18 protein-coding genes are annotated in these 19,001 nt (G+C 73.7%); 13 read left to right on the forward strand and 5 right to left on the reverse strand.

Annotated elements, in window-relative coordinates:
• Nucleotides 1–65: 65 nt before the first annotated feature.
• Both ACFV1W_RS00820 and purU read left to right on the forward strand, forming a co-directional pair.
• On the forward strand, nucleotides 66–581 hold the full coding sequence (locus tag ACFV1W_RS00820; RefSeq protein WP_380411565.1) for a hypothetical protein: 516 nt from the start codon (nucleotides 66–68) through the stop codon (nucleotides 579–581).
• A gap of 116 nt (nucleotides 582–697) precedes the next feature.
• Nucleotides 698–1,564 carry a formyltetrahydrofolate deformylase gene (gene purU, locus ACFV1W_RS00825; RefSeq protein WP_380411567.1) on the forward strand — a complete coding sequence of 289 codons (867 nt, stop codon included), beginning with the start codon at nucleotides 698–700 and terminating at the stop codon, nucleotides 1,562–1,564.
• A gap of 78 nt (nucleotides 1,565–1,642) precedes the next feature.
• Here the strand turns inward: purU and ACFV1W_RS00830 are convergent, their stop codons facing one another.
• Both ACFV1W_RS00830 and ACFV1W_RS00835 read right to left on the reverse strand, forming a co-directional pair.
• The gene (locus tag ACFV1W_RS00830; RefSeq protein WP_380411570.1) at nucleotides 1,643–2,845 is read right to left on the reverse strand and encodes a zf-HC2 domain-containing protein; all 1,203 of its coding nucleotides are present in this window, start codon (nucleotides 2,843–2,845) and stop codon (nucleotides 1,643–1,645) included.
• Complete coding sequence (locus ACFV1W_RS00835; RefSeq protein ID WP_380411573.1) at nucleotides 2,842–3,510, reverse strand: sigma-70 family RNA polymerase sigma factor; 669 nt, start codon at nucleotides 3,508–3,510, stop codon at nucleotides 2,842–2,844. Before ACFV1W_RS00835 ends, ACFV1W_RS00830 begins: the two co-directional genes overlap by 4 nt.
• Before the next feature lie 646 nt (nucleotides 3,511–4,156).
• Here ACFV1W_RS00835 and ACFV1W_RS00840 point away from each other — a divergent pair.
• Nucleotides 4,157–4,630, forward strand: a complete 474-nt coding sequence (locus ACFV1W_RS00840; protein WP_380411575.1) for an ATP-binding protein — start codon at nucleotides 4,157–4,159, stop codon at nucleotides 4,628–4,630.
• 473 nt (nucleotides 4,631–5,103) lie between these two features.
• Here the strand turns inward: ACFV1W_RS00840 and ACFV1W_RS00845 are convergent, their stop codons facing one another.
• Nucleotides 5,104–6,075, reverse strand: a complete 972-nt coding sequence (locus ACFV1W_RS00845) for a GlxA family transcriptional regulator (RefSeq protein ID WP_380411577.1) — start codon at nucleotides 6,073–6,075, stop codon at nucleotides 5,104–5,106.
• A gap of 134 nt (nucleotides 6,076–6,209) precedes the next feature.
• On the opposite strand from ACFV1W_RS00845, the gene ACFV1W_RS00850 reads away from it, so the two are divergent.
• From ACFV1W_RS00850 to ACFV1W_RS00865, 4 genes are all read left to right on the forward strand, one after another.
• On the forward strand, nucleotides 6,210–7,547 hold the full coding sequence (locus ACFV1W_RS00850) for an MFS transporter (RefSeq protein WP_380411580.1): 1,338 nt from the start codon (nucleotides 6,210–6,212) through the stop codon (nucleotides 7,545–7,547).
• 32 nt (nucleotides 7,548–7,579) lie between these two features.
• Nucleotides 7,580–8,107: a GNAT family N-acetyltransferase gene (locus tag ACFV1W_RS00855; protein WP_380411583.1), complete on the forward strand. Its 528-nt coding sequence runs from the start codon at nucleotides 7,580–7,582 to the stop codon at nucleotides 8,105–8,107.
• A 149-nt stretch (nucleotides 8,108–8,256) separates the two neighbouring features.
• Nucleotides 8,257–8,601: a DUF4229 domain-containing protein gene (locus tag ACFV1W_RS00860; RefSeq protein ID WP_380411585.1), complete on the forward strand. Its 345-nt coding sequence runs from the start codon at nucleotides 8,257–8,259 to the stop codon at nucleotides 8,599–8,601.
• An 18-nt stretch (nucleotides 8,602–8,619) separates the two neighbouring features.
• Nucleotides 8,620–9,723, forward strand: coding sequence for a LacI family DNA-binding transcriptional regulator (locus ACFV1W_RS00865; RefSeq protein ID WP_380411588.1), 1,104 nt, complete (start codon nucleotides 8,620–8,622; stop codon nucleotides 9,721–9,723).
• A 185-nt stretch (nucleotides 9,724–9,908) separates the two neighbouring features.
• Here ACFV1W_RS00865 and ACFV1W_RS00870 read toward each other — a convergent pair whose 3' ends face one another.
• Nucleotides 9,909–11,129 carry an MFS transporter gene (locus ACFV1W_RS00870; protein ID WP_380411590.1) on the reverse strand — a complete coding sequence of 407 codons (1,221 nt, stop codon included), beginning with the start codon at nucleotides 11,127–11,129 and terminating at the stop codon, nucleotides 9,909–9,911.
• 223 nt (nucleotides 11,130–11,352) lie between these two features.
• On the opposite strand from ACFV1W_RS00870, the gene ACFV1W_RS00875 reads away from it, so the two are divergent.
• Both ACFV1W_RS00875 and ACFV1W_RS00880 read left to right on the forward strand, forming a co-directional pair.
• The gene (locus ACFV1W_RS00875; RefSeq protein ID WP_380411591.1) at nucleotides 11,353–11,505 is read left to right on the forward strand and encodes a hypothetical protein; all 153 of its coding nucleotides are present in this window, start codon (nucleotides 11,353–11,355) and stop codon (nucleotides 11,503–11,505) included.
• Nucleotides 11,506–11,604: 99 nt separating this feature from the next.
• The gene (locus tag ACFV1W_RS00880) at nucleotides 11,605–12,954 is read left to right on the forward strand and encodes a dicarboxylate/amino acid:cation symporter (protein ID WP_380411593.1); all 1,350 of its coding nucleotides are present in this window, start codon (nucleotides 11,605–11,607) and stop codon (nucleotides 12,952–12,954) included.
• A 272-nt stretch (nucleotides 12,955–13,226) separates the two neighbouring features.
• Here ACFV1W_RS00880 and ACFV1W_RS00885 read toward each other — a convergent pair whose 3' ends face one another.
• Entirely contained in the window at nucleotides 13,227–13,430 is a 204-nt protein-coding gene (locus ACFV1W_RS00885; protein WP_030287184.1) for a cold-shock protein, read from the reverse strand.
• A 419-nt stretch (nucleotides 13,431–13,849) separates the two neighbouring features.
• Here ACFV1W_RS00885 and ACFV1W_RS00890 point away from each other — a divergent pair, with 419 nt between their 5' ends.
• The 4 genes from ACFV1W_RS00890 (at nucleotide 13,850) to ACFV1W_RS00905 (ending at nucleotide 18,955) form a co-directional block, all read left to right on the forward strand.
• Nucleotides 13,850–14,764 carry a menaquinone biosynthetic enzyme MqnA/MqnD family protein gene (locus ACFV1W_RS00890; RefSeq protein ID WP_380411594.1) on the forward strand — a complete coding sequence of 305 codons (915 nt, stop codon included), beginning with the start codon at nucleotides 13,850–13,852 and terminating at the stop codon, nucleotides 14,762–14,764.
• Nucleotides 14,765–15,030: 266 nt separating this feature from the next.
• Nucleotides 15,031–16,704 (forward strand): serine/threonine-protein kinase, encoded by a 1,674-nt coding sequence (locus tag ACFV1W_RS00895; protein ID WP_380411595.1) that lies wholly within the window; start codon nucleotides 15,031–15,033, stop codon nucleotides 16,702–16,704.
• 222 nt (nucleotides 16,705–16,926) lie between these two features.
• Nucleotides 16,927–18,147 carry a cyclic dehypoxanthinyl futalosine synthase gene (mqnC, locus tag ACFV1W_RS00900; RefSeq protein WP_380411597.1) on the forward strand — a complete coding sequence of 407 codons (1,221 nt, stop codon included), beginning with the start codon at nucleotides 16,927–16,929 and terminating at the stop codon, nucleotides 18,145–18,147.
• Between the two features lie 127 nt (nucleotides 18,148–18,274).
• Nucleotides 18,275–18,955: a hypothetical protein gene (locus ACFV1W_RS00905; RefSeq protein ID WP_380411879.1), complete on the forward strand. Its 681-nt coding sequence runs from the start codon at nucleotides 18,275–18,277 to the stop codon at nucleotides 18,953–18,955.
• Nucleotides 18,956–19,001: the final 46 nt, after the last annotated feature.

Genomic DNA, 19,001 nt, shown 5'->3' on the forward strand with positions numbered 1-19,001 from the left:
CGAAGGGGTACGCGTGTAGATCGCGAGTGGAGCACGAACAGACGGAGAACGTACGATCGTTCACCATGTCCGCCAGCACAGATTCTTCGCACCGGTCCGCACGAAACACTTCTCGTCCGGGCCACCGCTCCAGCACGATGGGCGGCATGCCGCTCAACGACCTGCCCTGGTGGCGCTGGCGAGCCCGACTGCGCTCGGCGCTGCACATGCTGTCCGACCCCGGTTTCCAGCAGGAGGCCTGGCTGGCCGGACGGGAGGGCTACGGGGACGTGACCGACGCCGTCTACCGGCTGGTCGAGGACACCTGGCTGGACCGCTGGTCCGCCGAGAAGTACGTGGGCACGATCTTCCGCGACTCTGCCGAGGCCGCCCTGGTCGACGTCGCGGTGCTGCGTGCCGTTCAGACGCTGCACGAGGTCGGCGCGGACGCCCCCGCCTCCGCCTACCTCGGCCACCCCGGCTGGCCGGAGACCGTCCGGGCCGCCCGCGAGGCCCACGTCGCCCTGGCCGTCGGCGACGGGGAGGACCCGGACGCGGCCCCCCGGTCCCTGGACGTGCTGCGCATCCTGACCCAGGTCTGAGGCCCGTCAGCCGGGCGGTGCCGTCCCGCAGTACGGGCAGCGGGGCGGCCACTGTCCAGGATGTGACACGCTGGACCATTCACGAACTCGCACGACCTCAGGACGGGATACCCCTAGTGGAACAGCAGCCGGCCAGCGCCCAGTACGTCCTCACGCTGTCCTGCCCCGACAAGCAGGGCATCGTCCACGCTGTCTCCAGCTACCTCTTCATGACCGGCTGCAACATCATCGACAGCCAGCAGTTCGGGGACGGGGACACCGGACTGTTCTTCATGCGGGTGCACTTCTCCGCCCCCGAGCCGGTCACCGCCGACAAGCTGCGGGCCAGCTTCGCCGCGATCGGCGCCTCCTTCGGGATGGACTGGCAGATCCACCCGACCGACCAGCGGATGCGGATCGTCCTCATGGTCAGCAAGTTCGGGCACTGCCTGAACGACCTGCTCTACCGCACCCGGATCGGCGCCCTGCCGGTGGAGATCGCCGCGGTGGTCTCCAACCACACCGACCTGCGGGACCTGACCGAGAGCTACGGCATCCCCTTCCACCACATCCCGGTCACCAGGGACACCAAGGCCGAGGCCGAGCGGCAGCTGCTCGACCTGGTCGAGAAGGAGAACGTCGAACTGGTCGTGCTGGCCCGCTACATGCAGGTCCTCTCCGACCAGCTGTGCACCGAGCTGTCCGGCCGGGTGATCAACATCCACCACTCCTTCCTGCCGAGCTTCAAGGGCGCCAAGCCGTACCACCAGGCGCACGCCCGCGGCGTGAAGCTGATCGGCGCCACCGCGCACTACGTCACCGCCGACCTCGACGAGGGCCCCATCATCGAGCAGGAGGTGGCCCGGGTCACCCACGACATCAGCCCGGACCAGCTGGTCGCGCTCGGCCGGGACGTCGAGTGCCAGGCGCTGGCCCGCGCGGTCAAGTGGCACAGCGAGCACCGGGTGCTGCTCGACGGCAGCCGGACCGTCGTCTTCGCCTGAGCCGAGCCGCTCAGGTCCTTTTCACGGCTCCTCTTCACGGCTCCTGCGGCTCGTACGGCGCTCAGAGATCCGGGGCTCTCAGGGGCGCGACAGCAGCGGCAGCGCGTGCAGCACCTCGCGCACCGCGGCCCGGTCGCCGTGCTCTCCCACCGGCAGCCGGTCCGGGTCCCGGTGCGCGGCGGCCAGCTGGCACAGCTCCAGGCCGTCCAGCACCATCGAGGCCACCGGCTCGCCGCCGGGCGGCCCGGCCTGCTCCCCGTCCAGCGGCACCAACCACTCGCCGGCCGCCGGACCGTCCACCACCAGCCGCAGCCGCCTCGCCTCCCGTACGGCCGGGGCACCCGGCACCCGGGCGAGCTCGGGGCGTGCCGCCCGCAGTCCGGCCAGAGCCCGCGGCAGCAGCCGGACCACCAGCTGCACCATCTGCCGCAGGTGCTGCGGCGCCGGCGGGTCGTACGGGTAGGCGACCGCCCGGGCCACGTCCTCGCCGTGCACGTAGCACTCCAGGGCGCGGTCCACGAAGGCGTCGCGCAACGGCAGCACCGCGAAGCCGAGGTCGACCGGGGTGCTGCCCTGCGGGGCCAGCGCGGCGCTGCGCACCAGGTCGTGGGTCTGCTGGCGCCAGCGGGCGCGCACCGACTGCGGCGGCAGCCCGGCCTGGTCGGCGAGCAGCCGGGCGGTGCGCGCGGTGACCGCGGCGTACGGGCCGCCCTGCGGCGGCACCCGTGGCACCCGGGGCAGCGGGAGGGCCGTCTCCTGCGGCGGTACCCGGCGCTCGACCGCAGGTGCCGGGGACGGTGCCGGTGCCGGTGCGGACGAGGCGGCCACCGGGACCGGGTCGGGCAGCCCGAGGGCGAGCGCCAGGAAGCCGTCCACCGCGGTCAGCCGGCCCAGCACCTCGGCCGGGCGCAGCAGCTCGGCGCCGCCGTGCCACGGCAGTTCGGCCACCTCCTGCCACTCCTCCGGGCCGAGGTCGCGCAGCAGCGCGTCGAGCTTGGCGGTCTCCGCGGTGTACGGCATCCCCCAGGCGGGAACGGGCAGTTCGGCCGGGCGCCGGGCCAGGCACCAGTCCAGCACCTGCTGGCGCAGGGAGCCGGGCTGGTCCAGGGGCTCGTCCAGGGAGAGCCAGCCGGCCGCGTCGCGCAGCCGGGCCGCCTCCTCGGCGCACTCCGCGCAGCCGCGCAGGTGGTGCTCCAACTCGGCGGCCTCGCGGGGCGGACAGGCCCCGAGGGACCAGGCGCCGAGCAGCGAGCGCAGGGCGTCGTGCCGCTCCTCGTTCATGACCACCCGCCCCCGTCCCCGTCGCCGCCGCAGCGTCCGTCGCCCCGTCCGTCCGCGTCGAAATGCTCGTCGCGGTGCTCGTCGCCGCGCCCGTCCCGGTGGTCCGCGTCGGGCTCCTGGCGGGCGCGTTCGTCGGCCAGTTCGGTGGCCAGCAGCTCCAGGCCGAGCCGCATCCGCTGCTTGGCGGCCTGCTCGCTGATGCCGAGCAGCCGGGCCGTCTCCTGGTAGGTCCGGCCGTCGTAGTACGTCACCGCGATGGTCTCACGCAGGGGTTGGGGCAGGGAGTCGACCACGTACTGCACGCGCGCGGCGGTCGCCACGGCGCGGATCTCCTCCTCGGTCGCGCGGGGGCGGCGCTCCGGCGCCTGCTCGGCATCGCGGCGCGCCCGCAGCCGTTCGACCGCGCGGCGGTGGGTGAGCGCGCCGAGCCAGGAGCGCAGCGAGCCCTGGGCGGGGTCGAAGTCCTCGGGGTGCTCCCAGACGTGGGCGAATATCTCCCGGGTGAGCTGGGCGGCGGCCGCCTGGTCGGCGAGTATCCGCCCGGCCAGGCCGTGCACCATCGGCGACAGCCGGTCGTAGAGTTCGCCGAGCGCGGTCTCCTCGCCGCGGGCGAGGCGCCGCTGCAACTGCTCGTCCCAGCGCGGGATCCGGTCCGGGGCGGCCATCAGGAACCACCCTCCTGCCCGGTTCGCTTGGCGTTACCCCACGGTATCCCGTGGCCGGTCGGCGGCGGGAGGGAATCGGGCAAGAACGGAACCCCGCCTCGTGGTTCGGCGACCGCTCGGGGAGCCCGCCCGCGGATCCCGTCGGCGGAGCCCGTCGGCTGATCGTCACAGGGGGAAGGTCCGCTCGTGGGACCGCCCGCCGATGCCGCTGTTCGAGATCCGCTGGACATATGTCGCACGGGTGGTTCGCGAGTGGCGGGCGGGGCGGTGGTGGTGTCCGGCGGTAGGTTCCCGCCAGGGCGTGTCCGACACGCGCTGAGCGGTACCGGCGTCGGCCCGGGCCGGACGAGTGCCGGTGCGAGGCTCGCGAAAGTGAACGGGACAGTATGCACTGCCCTGTCCCCCGATCGCCGGAATATGCCCGAAGCGCTTGCTGCCGTCCGCCCGCCCGCCCATCCTGAGGCGTATTCGTGTCGCGGCCTGTGCGCGACCGGCGAGTTGGCGCGGGCGAGTGGCGCGGGCGGACGGGTCGGCGAGCGCCCGGGCGATCCCCGGGTGGCACCGGGCGAAGAGCGAGGGCCCCGCCGGCCGGCTGATCCGGCCCGATCGGGACGTTGGCCGAACTGCGAGTGCGGGTGGTGGAGCGGTGCAGGTTCTTCAGGTACAGCTTGCGGTGCGGGCGGACCCCTCGGAGGTCGGCCGGGCCCGCCGGTGGGTGCGCTCCCGGCTGCTGAACCACGGAGTGGACCCGGACGCGCCGATGGCCGAGACGGTGGTGCTGGTGGTCTCGGAACTGGTCACCAACGCCGTGGTGCACACCGGCTGTCCGGCCGTGCTGAGACTCTGCCTGCCGGTGGCCGACGACTCCGCGCAGGCCGGCCCGTCCGGTCTGCTGCGGGTGGAGGTGGCCGACGCGAGCCGGACCGCCCCGACCCCCCGGCACGCCGGCGCGGACGAGGACGCGACCAACGGGCGCGGGCTGGAACTGGTCGAGCTGCTCTGCGAGCGCTGGGGCTGGTACCCGGACGGACCGGGCAAGCGGGTCTGGTGCGAGATCGACACCCAGGCCCGGCCGGTGGACCCGGTGGCCGGGGCGGACTGGGCGGCTTTGGCTCAATAGCTCCTTCCCGGCCGACGGGGGCGACGGTCCGGACCGCGGCGGCGATCACCGGCCGAAAGCTGACGCAACCATTCCGAATTTCGGACTACCCATTGACGTGACGTATCCGACTGATCACCCTTGGGTGCGGCTCTCCGTTGCGAGGGGACGCCGAGGGGACGTCCGTCCGCGCCACGGTGCTGCTGCCAGGGGAATCACGTCAGCAGGGGGGATCGTGGACCGCCGGGCGCGGCCCGCTCCTCGGCGAGTGCGGAGGGTGCGGCGCGGGTTCAGGGCCCGTGCGCCGCGATCGGATGGCGGCCCGCCACGCTGCGCTCGGCGCGCACGCGGTCGGCCGCCGTCCGACGCGTCGCCCCCGGGAGGCTGATTCCGGCCAAGCGCCGGTCCTCTCCCAGGATTCACTCAGCTGCACCCGGCTCCGGCTCCCGGCTCCCGATCCCCGGCCCCGCGCGGGAACCGCCGTCCGGCCGCCGCTACGCCGGGGTGGTCCGGAACGTGCGCCGGTAGGCGCTCGGCGCCACGTCCAGCCGTCCGCGCAGCTGCAGCCGCAGCGAGGCCGCGGTGCCGAAGCCGGAGCGCCGGGCCACCTGGTCGATCGTCAGGTCGGTGCGCTCCAGCAACTGGCGGGCCCGCTCGGTGCGCTGGGTGGTGATCCACTGGCCGGGGCTGGCACCGGTCTCCTCGCGGAAGCGCCGGGTGAAGGTCCGCACGCTCATGCCCGCCCGGTCGGCGAGCTGGCGCAGCGGCAGCGGCTCCTCCAGGTGCTCCAGCACCCAGGCGCGGACGGCCGCGGTGCCGGTGCCCCCGGTGGTCGCCGGGCTCGGGGCCTCCACGTACTGCTTCTGGCCGCCGTCGCGCCACGGCGGCACCAGGCAGTTGCGGGCCACCGCGTTGGCCACCGCGCTGCCGTGGTCGCGGCGCACCACGTGCAGGCACAGGTCCACGCCGGCGGCGACCCCGCCGGAGGTGAGGATGTCGCCGTCGTCGGTGTAGAGCACGTCAGGGTCCAGCAGGACCTTCGGGTACGTGCGGGCGAAGAGCTCGGTGTAGCGCCAGTGGGTGGTGGCCGGGCGGCCGTCCAGCAGTCCGGCGGCGGCCAGCAGGAAGGAGCCGGTGCAGATCGACATCAGCCGGGCACCGGGCCGGATCCGCCGCAGCGCGGCGGCGAGTTCGGGCGTGAAGGGGGCGTCCGCCAGGTCCGGGTCGGAGTCGTGGGAGGCCGGGAGCACCACGGTGTCGGCCCGCTCCAGCAGCTCGGGCCCGTGGTCGACCGCGATCCGGAAGTCGGCGCTGGTGGCGACCGGGCCGCCGTCCAGGGTGCAGGTGGCCACCTCGTACAGCGGGCGGCCGGCGTCGTCCTTGGCGTTGCCGAAGATCCGTGCGGGGATGCCGAGTTCGAAGGCGATCGCGCCCTCCAGGGCGAGTACCGCGACCAGGTGCGCCATGCCGTTCCTCCCGGGGCCCCGACCGGAGCGGGGTGCGTCCGGGGCCAGGGTACGCGACGGCGTGGCCCGATACTTGCGAAAGCTGTCGTTCAGGCCACTCGTCCGGGCGGTGCGCGCTCGGGAGACTCGTGCCCGTGACCGAACGCAGTGCCCTCGCCGCCCCCGCCTCCACGACGACCGCCCCCAACGCCTCCGCGCCCGGCCCCGGCCGGCGGCCCCGGGTGCACTACGCCTGGGTGGTCGCCGCCGTCGCCCTGCTCGTCCTGCTCGGCTCGGCCGGCTTCCGCTCCACGCCCAGCCTGATGATGGACGCCCTGCACAACGAGTTCGGCTGGTCGCTCGGGACGATCTCCAGCGCCACCTCCGTCAACCTCACCCTCTACGGCCTCACCGCCCCCTTCGCGGCCGCCCTGATGGACCGTTTCGGCGTGCGCCTGGTGGTCGTCTGCGCGCTGCTGACGATCTCGGTCGGCGCCGGCCTCACTATGCTGATGCGCCAGCCCTGGCAGCTGATCCTGTGCTGGGGAGTGCTGGTCGGCCTCGGCAGCGGCTCGATGGCCGGCGCCTTCGCCACCACCATCACCGGCCGCTGGTTCCAGGCCCGCCAGGGGCTGGTCACCGGTGTGCTCACCGCCGCCGGAGCGGCCGGCAACCTGGTCTTCCTGCCGGTCGGCGCCTGGCTGGTCGAGCAGCACGGCTGGCGCTCGGCCGTCGTCGTGGTCTCGCTCGCCGCCAGCGCCGTCGCCGTGCCCGTCCTGCTGCTGATGCGCGAGCGCCCCGCCGACCTCGGCCTGCTCCCGTACGGCGCCACCGAGGCCCCGCCCGAGCCGGTGCGGGACGCCCGCGCCCTGGCCCGCACCCTGCGGGTGCTGCGCGACGCCGCCCGCACCCGGCCGTTCTGGCTGCTGGCGAGCTCCTTCGCGATCTGCGGCGCCACCACCGCGGGCCTGGTCGGCACCCACTTCATCCCGGCCGCGCACGACCACGGCATGCCCGTCACCACCGCCGCCGGCCTGCTCGCCCTGATCGGCCTGTTCGACGTGGTCGGCACCGTCTTCAGCGGCTGGCTCACCGACCGGGTCGACTCCCGGCTGCTGCTCACCGTCTACTACGGCCTGCGCGGGGTGTCCCTGCTCCTGCTGCCGCAGCTGCTCGCCGGCTCGCTCCAGCCGCCGATCCTCGCCTTCGTGGTCTTCTACGGCCTGGACTGGGTGGCCACCGTGCCGCCGACCGTCGCCCTGTGCCGCCGCCACTTCGGCGAGGACGCCCCGATCGTCTTCGGCTGGGTGCTCGCCGCCCACCAGGTCGGCGCGGCCGTCGTCGCCGGACTGGCCGGCCTGGCCCGCGACGCGCTCGGCAACTACGACCTGACCTGGTACGGCGCCGGCGCGCTGTGCGCGGTCGCGGTCGGACTCTGCCTGGCGCTGCGCAGCGGGCGCCCGACCGACCGGGCGGCGCCCGCCCTCTCGTAGGCGGGTTCGAGCGGAGGGCTAGGCTCCGCTTCATGGCGCTCACGTTCACCCTGGACCCGAAGCTCGATCCCGACCTGCGCACCGCCGTCGTACGGCTGTGGACGGACGTGACCAACGCGGGCGGTGCGGTCGGCTTCGTGGCCCCGGTGACCGAGGACGAGGTCCGGAACACCGCCGACCACCAGTTCGCCGGGGTCGACCCGGACGGCCCCGACCGGCTGCTGGTCGCGCACGAGAACGCGACCGGCCGGCTGGTCGGGGTGCTGTTCTTCGCGTCGATGCGCTTCGAACCGATGGATCACTGGCGGATGCTCAAGCGGGTCATGGTGCACCCCGACTTCCAGGGCCTCGGCTACGGCGCGGAACTGCTCGCCGAGGCCGAACGGGTCGCCCGCGCCTGGGGGTTGGAGTCGCTGCGGCTCACCGCGCGCGGCGGCCTCGGGCTGGAGCGCTTCTACGCCCGGTGCGGCTACCGGGAGGTCGGCCGGGTGCCGGCCGCGATCCGGGTCGCCCCCGGGGACGACCGCGACGACATCACCATGTGGCTCGACCTGCGCTGAACCGCGCGGGCCGCTGGGCCCCGGGGACTTCCCGGGGGAGGGGCGGAGGGGACCTCCCGGGGAGGGCGGCGGACCCCTGGACCGCGCCGGATGTCAGGCATGCTTGACTGGAAGTCCCGCCCCGGCTCGAACCAGAAGGATGTGTCCCAGTGAGCAGCAACGGCCCGCAGAAGTCGCACGCCACGCTCCGCTACACCTCCATGCGGGCGAGCATCTTCCTCGGCTGCCTGTTGGTGGCCCTGCTGCTGGGGCACTTCGGGATCATTCCGGTGAGCGGCGAGGCCGGAGTGGTCTTCCTGGTCCTGCTGGCCGCGATCGCCTCCGCGCCGCTCAGCTACGTGCTGCTGAGCAAGCAGCGCGACGAGATGTCCTCCCAGATCACCACCAAGGTCGCCGGGATGCGCAGCCGTACCGCCGAGCGGATCGCCAGCCAGAACGCCGAGGAGGACGCCGCGGACGACGCCGCCCGCGCGACCACCTCCGGGCAGAGCTGACGCCGGGCGCCGCCCGCCGTGGCCGCTGATCCTTCCGGGGCCGACCGGTCCGCCGGGGCCGAAGCCGCCGCCGAGGCCGAAGCCGCCGTCGAGGCCGACCGGCCCGCCGGGACGTGGCCGGCCCCCGTGCGCCGGCCCACCGGGCGGGACGTGGCCCGGCTCGCCGGGGTGTCCCAGGCCACCGTCTCGCTGGTCTTCTCCGGTGCCGAGGCCGGCCGCCGGGTCTCCGAGGCGACCCGGGAGAGGGTCCGCGAGGCCGCCCGCAGCCTCGGCTACCGCCCCCAGGCGGCCGGCCGCCAGCTGCGGCTGGGCCGCAGCGGGATGATCATGCTGGCGGTGCCGAACCTCCAGGGGCCGTTCTTCGGCCGGGTTCTGGAGGGCGTCCACCACGAGGCGGGCCGGCACGGCCTGGCGGTCGTGGTGAGCTCCGGCTGGGGCAGCGCGACCCTCGCCGAGGCCGCCACCGCGGGCCGCTTCGACGGCCTGCTGATCTGCTCCCCGGACGACAGCCAGCTCGGCGAACTGCCGCCCGACACCCCCGCCGTCTTCCTGGACGCCGACCCCGGCACCGACCGGGCCCGCCCGACCGTCGAACTCGACGTGGCCGGCGGGATGCGGGCCGCCGTGGAGCACCTGGCCTCCCTCGGACACCGCCGGATCGGGCACCTGCGCTCCACCCACGCCGCGTACACCTTCCGGGTCCGGCAGGCCGCCTTCGAGCAGGCCGTCCGCGAACTCGGTCTGGAGGTCGTGGAGTTGGGCGTGAGTCTGAACGAGGGGTACGCGGCCGCGCGCAGCGTGGCGGGGGAGCTGCTGGAGCGGGCGGACCGTCCGCGTGCGGTGATCTGCGACGACGACGTGGTCGCCTCCGGGGTCTACCAGGCCGCCGCCGAGCGGGGGTTGCGGGTGCCGGACGACCTGTCGGTGGTGGGCATGGACAACGTCGCCGTCGCCGGGCTGCTCGCCCCGCCGCTGACCACCGTCGACCTGCCCGGCGAGGAACTCGGCCGGGCGGGGGCGGCCGCGCTCGCCGGACTGCTGCGCGGCGAGCGGGCGGAGCCGGTGGCGCCGCTGGCCACCGTCCTGGTGCAGCGCTCCTCGACGGCTCCGGCGCGGCCCTGACGGGGCTGCGACTCCGGCTCCCGCATCCGGCTCCGGCTCCGGCTCCCGCATCCGGCTCCGTATCCCGTCCCGGCTCCCGCATCCGGCTCCGGCGCCGATTCCGGCTCCGGCTCCGACTCCCGACGAAAGGACTGCGCCCGCCGGCCAGACCCCCGGCGGGCGCAGTCGTCTGTGGGGTGGGCCGGTCAGCCCACGGGGAGTAGCTCGACGGGTTCCACGCGCGGCGCCGCCGACGCGGAGCGGAACCAGCGGCGGGCGCCGAACAGCACCAGCGCGCCGAGCGCGATCCCGCCCGCCGCGCACACCGCGACCGGGCGCAGCGAGGACCCCTCGGCGAGGTGGCCGGAGACGGCGTAGCCGAGCGAGTTGCCGGTGGCGAAGAGCGTCACCAGCCAGGCGAAGGCCTCGGTGACCGTACCGGTCGGGGCGAGTTCGGCGACCAGCACGAAGGCGGCCGCGAGCAGCGGGGCGAGCACGACGCCGGAGAGGAAGGCCAGCGCGGCCATCGGGTACGGGCCGGGCAGCGTCACCAGCGGCAGGTAGGAGGCGGCCATCGCGAGGGCCATCAGCCAGGTGCGGGTGGCGGTGCTCCGCCGCCAGTTGACCATGCCGTAGGCCAGGGCGCCGAGCAGTCCGCCGAGCGCGGCCAGGGCCAGCAGGGTGCCCCCGCCGCCGGGCAGTCCGCCGGCGTGCCGCTCGGCGTAGGCGATGAAGAGCACGTTCTGCGAGCCGACCGCCCAGCCGGCCCCGGCCAGTCCGATCAGCAGCAGCACCAGGCCCGGGGAGCGCAGCGGGCCGAGCAGTCCGGCGGACTTCTCGCGGGCGGGGGCGCGCCAGGCCCGGGCGGGGGCGGCGGTGGCGACCACCAGGGCGCCGGCCAGGCCGAGTCCGGCGGCCACCCAGAGCGCGGCGACCGGGCTGAACAGCCCGGCGATCCCGGCGACGGCCAGCGGCCCGGCCACGTAGAGGATCTGCTGGGAGGCGGAGTCGAAGGCGTACGCGGTGTCGAGTTGTTCGTCCTCGACCACGTCCGGCCAGAGCGAGCGCAGGCAGGGTTCCAGCGGGGGCATCGCCAGTCCGGCGACGGCGGCGCCGAGGGGCGCGGCGACGGGGGAGCCGGGGGCGAGGGCAAGCAGCGCGTACCCGCCGCCGGCGACCGCGGCGGAGGCGAGCAGGACGCGCGGCTGTCCGGTGCGGTCGACGATCCGTCCGAGCACCGGCCCGCCGACGGCGGCGGCGAGCGCGTAGACGGAGGTGGCCAGTCCGATCCGGCCGTACGGGACACCGGCCTCGCGCAGGGCGAGGGCGATCACCAGGGCGGTCATACCGGCGGGCAGGCGGCCGAGCAGGGTGCCGAGCAGGAGTCGGGTGACGTGCGGGGCGCGGAGCAGGGCGAGGTAGCCCATCGGTGGTCTTCTCCGGTGTCTGGGCAGGGGAGGGCGGGGAGGGCCGGGACGCCGCCAAAGTTATACGTATAACTGCCGGTCGGTCAATCCGATCAGAGGGCTGGGCTGATGGGGTGTCAGCATCGTTCGTGTCCGGATCCCACCCGGAGGCGAGCTCGGGGTTGGGCCTCATCTCAAACAACTACTTTGAACATCTCAAATCTTTACTGCTAACGTATCGACCGTGACCACCTCAGACGCACTGCGGATGCACGGCTCGGGCCAGCTGCCCGGCGCCGCCCGCCCGTGCGCTCTGACCGGCGCTGTGGACAGCCCGCGCCGTTGTCGCGCCATGGGCCGTACGGCCATGAGCTGTACCGCGGCGGCACGCCCCTGACCGGGGCCCGAGCCCCTCACGCGCCAGGCCCCGTGCCGTGCCGCCTCCTGCGCCCCACACCCCACCGTCAGCAACGCCCTCCCCCGGAGTCGCACCCCCATGTCCACAGCGCCCGAGGCGACCTCGTCGCCGTCCGTGCTCACCCGCATCCGCAAGACGCCGTTCTGGGTGCAGATCGTCGCCGGCCTCCTGCTCGGCGTCGGCCTCGGCTACCTGGCCCGTGCCGCCGACATCTCCTGGCTGGCCACCACCCTGGAGACCATCGGCAAGATCTTCGTCCAGCTGCTCAAGCTGGCCGTGCCCCCGCTGGTCTTCACCGCGATCGTGGTGAGCGTCGCCAACCTGCGCAACGTCACCAACGCGGCCCGGCTGGCCACCCGCACGCTGCTCTGGTTCATGATCACTTCGCTGGTCGCAGTCGGCATCGGCCTGGGCCTGGGACTGCTCACCAACCCCGGCCAGGGCACCGACCTCAAGACCGAGGGCCTCAAGGCGCTCGACTCCAAGGGCACCTGGATCGACTTCCTGACCGGGATCTTCCCGACCAACATCGTCGACGCCTTCGTCAAGGTGAACGTCCTGCAGATCGTCTTCCTGGCGGTCGTGGTCGGCGCCGCGATCATCAAGCTCGGGACCAAGGCCGAGCCGGTCCTCAAGCTCAGCGAGACCGTGCTGGAGCTGACCCAGACCGCCCTGTGGTGGGTCATCCGACTCTCCCCGCTCGGCACCCTCGGCCTGATCGGCAAGTCCGTCGCCAAGTACGGCTGGGACCTGCTCAAGCCCTTCGCCACGCTGACCCTCGACATCTACGTCGGCTGCGCGCTGGTGCTGTTCGTCGTCTACTCGCTGGTGCTGCGCTTCGCCGCGGGCCTCAACCCGCTGCACTTCTTCAAGGGCGCCTGGCCCGCCATCCAGCTGGCCTTCGTCTCCCGCTCCTCGGTCGGCACCCTGCCGGTCACCCGCCGCGTCACCGAGCGCCTCGGCGTCCCGAGCGAGTACGCCTCCTTCTCGGTGCCGTTCGCCGCCACCACCAAGATGGACGGCTGCGCCTCGATCTACCCGGCCGTCGCCGCGATCTTCGTCGCCCAGGTCTACAACATCGAGCTGGGTATCAAGGACTACATCCTGATCGCCTTCGTCTCGGTCGTCGGCTCGGCCGCGACCGCCGGCCTCACCGGCGCGATCGTCATGCTGACGCTGACCCTGTCCACCCTGGGCCTGCCGCTGGAGGGCGTCGGCCTGCTGCTCGCCATCGACCCGATCCTGGACATGATGCGGACCGCGACCAACGTCGCCGGCCAGGTGGTCGTGCCGATCGTGGTCGCGGCGCGGGAGCGGATCCTGGACGTCGCCGCGTACAACAACCCCTCCGGGGACCTGTACGAGGAGGACGCGCCGAAGGCCGCCGTCCCGGTGCTGGTCGACGCCGAGGGCGCGGCCACGGCCTGATCCGGGTCTCCTGGTCCGGTCCGGGCCTCCTGGTCGGGCCTCCCGAATCCGGGTCTCCCGGGCGGGTTCTCCGACGGGTGTGCGAAGGGCCCTTCCCCGATCACGGGGGAGGGCCCTTCGGACTTCCTCGTCGCCTTCCCCGGAGAAAAGGCAGGGGGCCCGCCGCGTTGGGCAGGCCCCCTTGGGTGCTGCTCTTGTGCTCATGGTGACGGCTGTCGGGAGCCGCCGGCGGACCCGAAGGGGTCCCGAGCGATCAGAACATCAGAGGATGGTCAGACGGCGGTGACGTTCTCCGCCTGCGGGCCCTTCGGGCCCTGGGTGACGTCGAAGGTGACCGCCTGGTTCTCCTCCAGCGAACGGAAGCCGTTCGCGTTGATGGCGGAGTAGTGGACGAAGACGTCGGGGCCGCCGCCCTCCTGGGCGATGAAGCCGAAGCCCTTCTCAGCGTTGAACCACTTGACGGTTCCCTGAGCCATGCCGTTCTCCTTGCGATGCGTGTCGGGGGCCACACCGTGTGGTCCCCGGTCCGCTGCGCTGATCGCCCTGCCTCCGGACGAGTCCGAAGTTTTTCGATATTGCTGAAAAACTACAAAAAGCCTGCGGTTACATGCTCCGCAGGCTTCAAGTACTGCAAGGGGAATCAAACTGCAACTGAGGGCAACGCTAGCATGCGGCCGCTGTGACGACCAGGGGTCACTTGCCCTTCGGACACCGCGTGTCGTGCGCCCCCGGAAGGGGGCGGGGGAGCGCTGGGAGCGGGCGGTGGAAGGCGCGTTGGGGGCGCGCACGGCCCTGACGAGCGGCGTTCCCGCGCGTGTCGGGCGGCCGGTGCGAGCCGTCGTGTGCAGCGGGCATACCCTGCGGGGAAGCGCACGAACAGCAAGGGAGCGGCGCAGTGGCAGCACCGGACGCGCAAAAGCGGGAGCCCGACGAGCCCGAAGAGAACACCCCGGTCAGACCGCGGGTCGGCCATATTCAGTTCCTGAACTGCGTCCCCCTCTACTGGGGCCTCGCCAGGACCGGCAACCTCCTCGACCTGGACCTCACCAAGGACACCCCCGAGAAGCTGAGCGACCAGCTCGTCGGCGGCTCCCTCGACATCGGGCCGATCACCTGCGTGGAGTACCTGCGCAACGCCGGCGACCTGCTGGTCCTGCCCGACATCGCGGTCGGCAGCGACGGTCCGGTGATGTCCTGCCTGATCGTGAGCAAGGTGCCCCTCGCCGACCTCGACGGCCGCCGGGTCGCCCTCGGCTCCACCAGCCGCACCTCCGTCCGGCTCGCCCGGCTCCTCCTGGAGGAGCGCGAAGGCGTGCGACCGGACTACTTCAGCTGCCCCCCGGACCTCAGCGCGATGCTCGCCGAGGCCGACGCCGCCGTCCTGATCGGCGACCCGGCCCTGCGCGCCTACCTCGGGCAGGCCGCCGACCTCGGGCTGACCGTCCACGACCTCGGCGAGATGTGGAAGGAGTGGACCGGGCTGCCGTTCGTCTTCGCCGTCTGGGCCGTGCGCCGCGAGTTCGCCGAGCGTCGTCCCGAGCTGACCGCGGCCGTCCACCGGGCCTTCCTGGAGTCCCGCGACCTGTCGCTGGTGGAGGCCGCCAAGGTCGCCGAGCAGGCCGCCCGCTGGGAGGCCTTCGGGGCGGACGTGCTGGAGCGGTACTTCAGCGAGGCGCTCGACTTCTCGCTCGGCGAGCGGCAGCTGGCCGGGGTCGCCGAGTTCGCCCGGCGGGTCGCGCACGACAGCGGCTTCGCGCCGGACGTGGCGGTGCGGCTGCTGGAGCCGGCGGCGCTGCCGGTCGGGAGGTAGATCCGGGGGTAGGTCAGGGGGGACAGGCCTGGAGTTGGGCCGCAGGTCGGGGGGAAGGCCCGGCGGGTCGGGCGCGGTCGGGCGCGGCCGGGTGCGGTCGGGCAGGCGGTGGCCGTGACGGCCGGACGGCGGTCCGCCCGGCCCGGTACGGTCTGCTCCCGAGGCGCGTCCGGCAGGCGTTGCGCGGGGTGCGGTTCGGGAGCGGCGTACGCGGCCGGGCACCCGCCCGGGGCCGCGCGTGCGCGTGCGAGGGGAGCGTGCGGGGCATGCGGGCACTGGGGTCGGACGATCCGCGCCGGTTGGGCGCCTACCGGCTGCTGCGGCGGCTCGGGTCGGGCGGGATGGGCCGGGTCTACCTCGGCCGGACGGCAGGCGGCCGCACCGTCGCCGTCAAGGTGGTGCGGGCCGAACTCGCGGACGACCCCGAGTTCCGTGCCCGGTTCCGCCAGGAGGTGGCCGCCGCCCGCCGGGTCGGGAGCACCTGGACCGCGCCCGTCCTGGACGCCGACACCGAGGGCGAGCAGCCCTGGGTCGCCACCGGCTACGTCGCGGGCCCCGCGCTCGCCGAAGCCGTCCAGGAGCACGGGCCGCTGCCCGAGGCGTCCGTCCGTGCCCTCGGCGTCGGACTCGCCGGGGCGCTCGCCCACGTGCACGGGCTCGACCTGGTGCACCGCGACGTCAAGCCCTCCAACGTGCTGCTCACCCTGGACGGGCCGCGGCTGATCGACTTCGGGATCGCCCGGGCCCTGGACGCGACCAGCGGATTCACTCGTTCGGGTTACGTGGTGGGCTCGCCCGGCTTCATGTCACCCGAGCAGGCGAACGGGCAGACCGTCGGACCGGCCGGCGACGTGTTCTCGCTCGGTGCCGTCCTGGCCTTCGCCGCCAGCGGCGTCCACCCCTTCGGCGAAGGCGTCAGCGCGGCCGTCCTGCTCTACCGAGTGCTGCACGAGGAACCGGACGTGGCCGGGCTGTCCGAAGGGCTGCGGGCGATCGTCCTCGACTGCCTGGCCAAGGACCCGGCCGCGCGGCCAACCCCGCAGCGGTTGGCCGCGCGCCTGGACCCGGACGGCGCGGCCGCCGCCCGGCTGTCGCGGGGCGACTGGCTGCCGGCGGTGCTGGCGGCGGGGGTGGGGCGCAGCGCGGTGGAGCTGCTGGACCTGGAGGGGGCGGAGGCGGGGTCGGAGAGCGGGGGCGGCGCTGCGGCCGAGGTGGTGCCGACCCCGACCTTGGTGCCCGGGGGCCGTCCGGTTCCGGTGTCGGAGGCGGAGTCGGTGCGGCGGGGGGAGGCCGGTCCGTGGAAGCGCCGGGTCGGGCTCGCGGGGGCGGCGGTGCTGGTGGCCTCGGTGCTCGGGGGCGGCGGGTACGGGCTGTACGCGATGACCCGCCGGCCGGATCCGGTGGTGTCGGGGCCGTCGTCCTCGGCTTCCGTGTCGGCCGTCGCTACGGCGTCGCCGTCCGGGGTGGGTGCGACAGGTGTGACGGGTGCGACGGGTGGGCCGTCCACGACAAGTGCGACGGGCGCGACGGGCGGGCCCTCCACGACGGGTGCGACAGGTGGGCCGAACGCGGTGCCGGCCGCGTTCCTGGGTACCTGGAGCGGCGACATGGTGACCGACAAGGGACTGCCCGGGGGCACCACCACGCTCACCGTCCGCCAGGCGGCGGTCGGGCAGGAGGCCACCACCAGTCGCAATGTCCTCTCCGGGCTGATCTCGATCAGCTGCGAGGGCGCCTGGACGCTCCGGTCGGTCTCCGACACCGTGCTGGTGTTCCAGTCCCGGCTGGTGAAGTCGTCGATCCCCGGCGCCTGCACCGGTGGCTCCAATGCGGAGACTCTCACCCTTCAGGCCGACGGGACGATCCGCTTCACCTCCGCAGATCCGGCGGCGGGGAACCCGGCCGGGACGATGCGCCGGGTGGACGGGGCGAAGGGCTGAAGAGGTGAGGGCGAGAAGGGGCGAAGCGGCAAGGGGCGAAGGGGCAAAGGGGTGAAGGGGCAAAGGGGTGAGGCGGGGCCGGGGGCCGGGGTGTGCCTCGGCCGGAGTGGTGCCCCTTCGTGCTGCGGCGCAGTTCAGCGGGCTGACGCGGGCGCCCGAAAGGGCTGGCGTAGGCTGGTTCGGCCGTACCCCAGTAGCACTTGAGAGAGAGAAGGCCGCCAGGTGACCGAGCTCGCAGCGACCACCCTCGATGCGTCCAGCACCGACCTGCAGGCCGTGCTCGACCGGGCCGCCGCCGGCGGCCGGATCACCCCGGAGGAGGCGCTCGACCTCTACCGGTCCGCGCCGCTGCACGCGCTCGGCTCCGCCGCCGACGCGGTGCGCCGCCGCCGCTACGCGGGTACCGAGCACATTGCGACGTACATCATCGAGCGCAACATCAACTACACCAACGTGTGCGTGACGGCATGCAAGTTCTGCGCCTTCTACGTACCGCCGAAGAGCGACAAGGGATGGTCCCGCGAGCTCGACGAGATCCTGCGCCGCTGCGCGGAGACGGTCGAGCTGGGCGGCACCCAGATCATGTTCCAGGGCGGCCACCACCCGGACTACGGCGTGGAGTACTACGAGCGCGCGTTCTCGGCGATCAAGGCCGAGTTCCCGCAGCTGGTGATCCACTCGCTGGGCGCCTCCGAGGTCGAGCACATGTCCCGGATCTCGGGCGTCTCCATCGAGGAGGCCATCACCCGGATCCACAAGGCGGGCCTGGACTCCTTCGCCGGCGCCGGCGCCGAGCTGCTCCCGGAGCGGCCGCGCAAGGCGATCGCCCCGCTCAAGGAGTCCGGCGAGCGCTGGCTGGAGATCATGGAGGCCGCGCACGGCCTCGGCGTGGAATCCACCTCCACCATGCTGATGGGCACCGGCGAGACCAACGCCGAGCGGATCGAGCACCTGCGGATGATCCGCGACGTGCAGGACCGCACCGGCGGTTTCCGCGCCTTCATCCCGTACACCTACCAGCCGCAGAACAACCACCTGAAGGGCTCGACCCAGGCCACCGTCTTCGAGTACCTGCGGATGATCGCGATCGCCCGTCTGTTCCTCGACAACGTCGCCCACATCCAGGGCTCCTGGCTCACCACCGGCAAGGAGGCGGGCCAGCTGTCGCTGCACTACGGCGCAGACGACCTCGGCTCCGTGATGCTGGAGGAGAACGTCGTCTCGGCGGCCGGTGCCAAGCACCGCTCCAACCTGACCGAGCTGATCCACCTCATCCGTGCCGCCGACCGCGTCCCGGCGCAGCGCTCGACCACGTACGAGCACCTGCGGGTGCTGGACGACCCGGCGAACGACCCGGTCGACCCGCGGGTCGCCTCGCACATCGCCTCCACGGCGATCGAGGGCGGGACGGCGCACCCGGAGCTGAAGATCCTGGACAACTGAGTCCTTCGCGTCGTCCGCGTCGTCCCTCTTCTGCGCGTCCTGCGCGTCCTGCGCGTTCTTCGTGTTCTTCGTGTCCTTTGAGCCCGTCGAGTTCGTCGGGCTCGTCGAGTCCTCGGAGCCCGAACCGGTGCTGACCCTCCACCGGGCGGCCCTGGTGCTGCCCGACCCGGCCGATCCCACCGCCCCGTCCTTCGCCGACGGGGCGGTGGTGGTGCGCGGCGAACTGGTCGAGGCCGTCGGGTCGTTCGGGGAGCTGGCGGCGGCACACCCGTCGGCGCGGGTGCGGGACTGGGGCGCAGCGGCGGTGCTCACGCCCGGGCTGCGCAACCCCTGGGGGCAGCGACTGCTGGAGCGTGACTACCACCCGGATCCGCGCGAGGAGATCGGCGTCGAGCCGGTGGCGGACGGGCTGGTGGGCTGCACCGACGAGACCCGGTACGGGGCGAGCGCGCGGCGCGGGCTGCAGCGGATGCTCGGGTTCGGGGTGACGGCGGTCGCCGGGCCGTTCGAACGGGCCGCGGTGCGGACGGCGGTGGCACGTTCGGGGCTGGGGACGCTGCCAGGGGCTTCCGGCGCCGGTGCGGGGTCGCTGGACCCGCTGGCGGTGCTGCCGTTGGCATGGGCCGTGCACGGGCGGGTGGCGGCCGGCGGGCGGGCGGACTTCGCGGTGTTCCCGGTGCTGCCGGTGGTGTCGGCGCTGCCGGGGGTGTCGGCGCCGCCCGGCGAGGGTGGGGGCGGGGCGCGGCCGGCGCCCGGTGGGTGCCTGGCGACGGTGCTGGGCGGGCGGTTGGTGTACAGGCGACGGTGACTGCTCGTCGGGGGTCGGTGACCGGCCGGTGTGACGTACTCGTCAG

This window comes from Kitasatospora sp. NPDC059648, from assembly GCF_042734825.1.
Lineage (GTDB): Bacteria > Actinomycetota > Actinomycetes > Streptomycetales > Streptomycetaceae > Kitasatospora.

Excerpts from the sequence above, each read along its gene's own strand:
- ACFV1W_RS00895 (WP_380411595.1), top strand. The coding sequence starts at position 15,031 with ATGCGGGCACTGGGGTCGGACGATCCGCGCCGGTTGGGCGCCTACCGG.
- ACFV1W_RS00870 (WP_380411590.1), bottom strand. The coding sequence starts at position 11,129 with ATGGGCTACCTCGCCCTGCTCCGCGCCCCGCACGTCACCCGACTCCTG.
- ACFV1W_RS00830 (WP_380411570.1), bottom strand. The coding sequence starts at position 2,845 with ATGAACGAGGAGCGGCACGACGCCCTGCGCTCGCTGCTCGGCGCCTGG.
- ACFV1W_RS00835 (WP_380411573.1), bottom strand. The coding sequence starts at position 3,510 with ATGGCCGCCCCGGACCGGATCCCGCGCTGGGACGAGCAGTTGCAGCGG.
- ACFV1W_RS00820 (WP_380411565.1), top strand. The coding sequence starts at position 66 with ATGTCCGCCAGCACAGATTCTTCGCACCGGTCCGCACGAAACACTTCT.
- ACFV1W_RS00885 (WP_030287184.1), bottom strand. The coding sequence starts at position 13,430 with ATGGCTCAGGGAACCGTCAAGTGGTTCAACGCTGAGAAGGGCTTCGGC.
- ACFV1W_RS00880 (WP_380411593.1), top strand. The coding sequence starts at position 11,605 with ATGTCCACAGCGCCCGAGGCGACCTCGTCGCCGTCCGTGCTCACCCGC.
- ACFV1W_RS00855 (WP_380411583.1), top strand. The coding sequence starts at position 7,580 with ATGGCGCTCACGTTCACCCTGGACCCGAAGCTCGATCCCGACCTGCGC.
- ACFV1W_RS00845 (WP_380411577.1), bottom strand. The coding sequence starts at position 6,075 with ATGGCGCACCTGGTCGCGGTACTCGCCCTGGAGGGCGCGATCGCCTTC.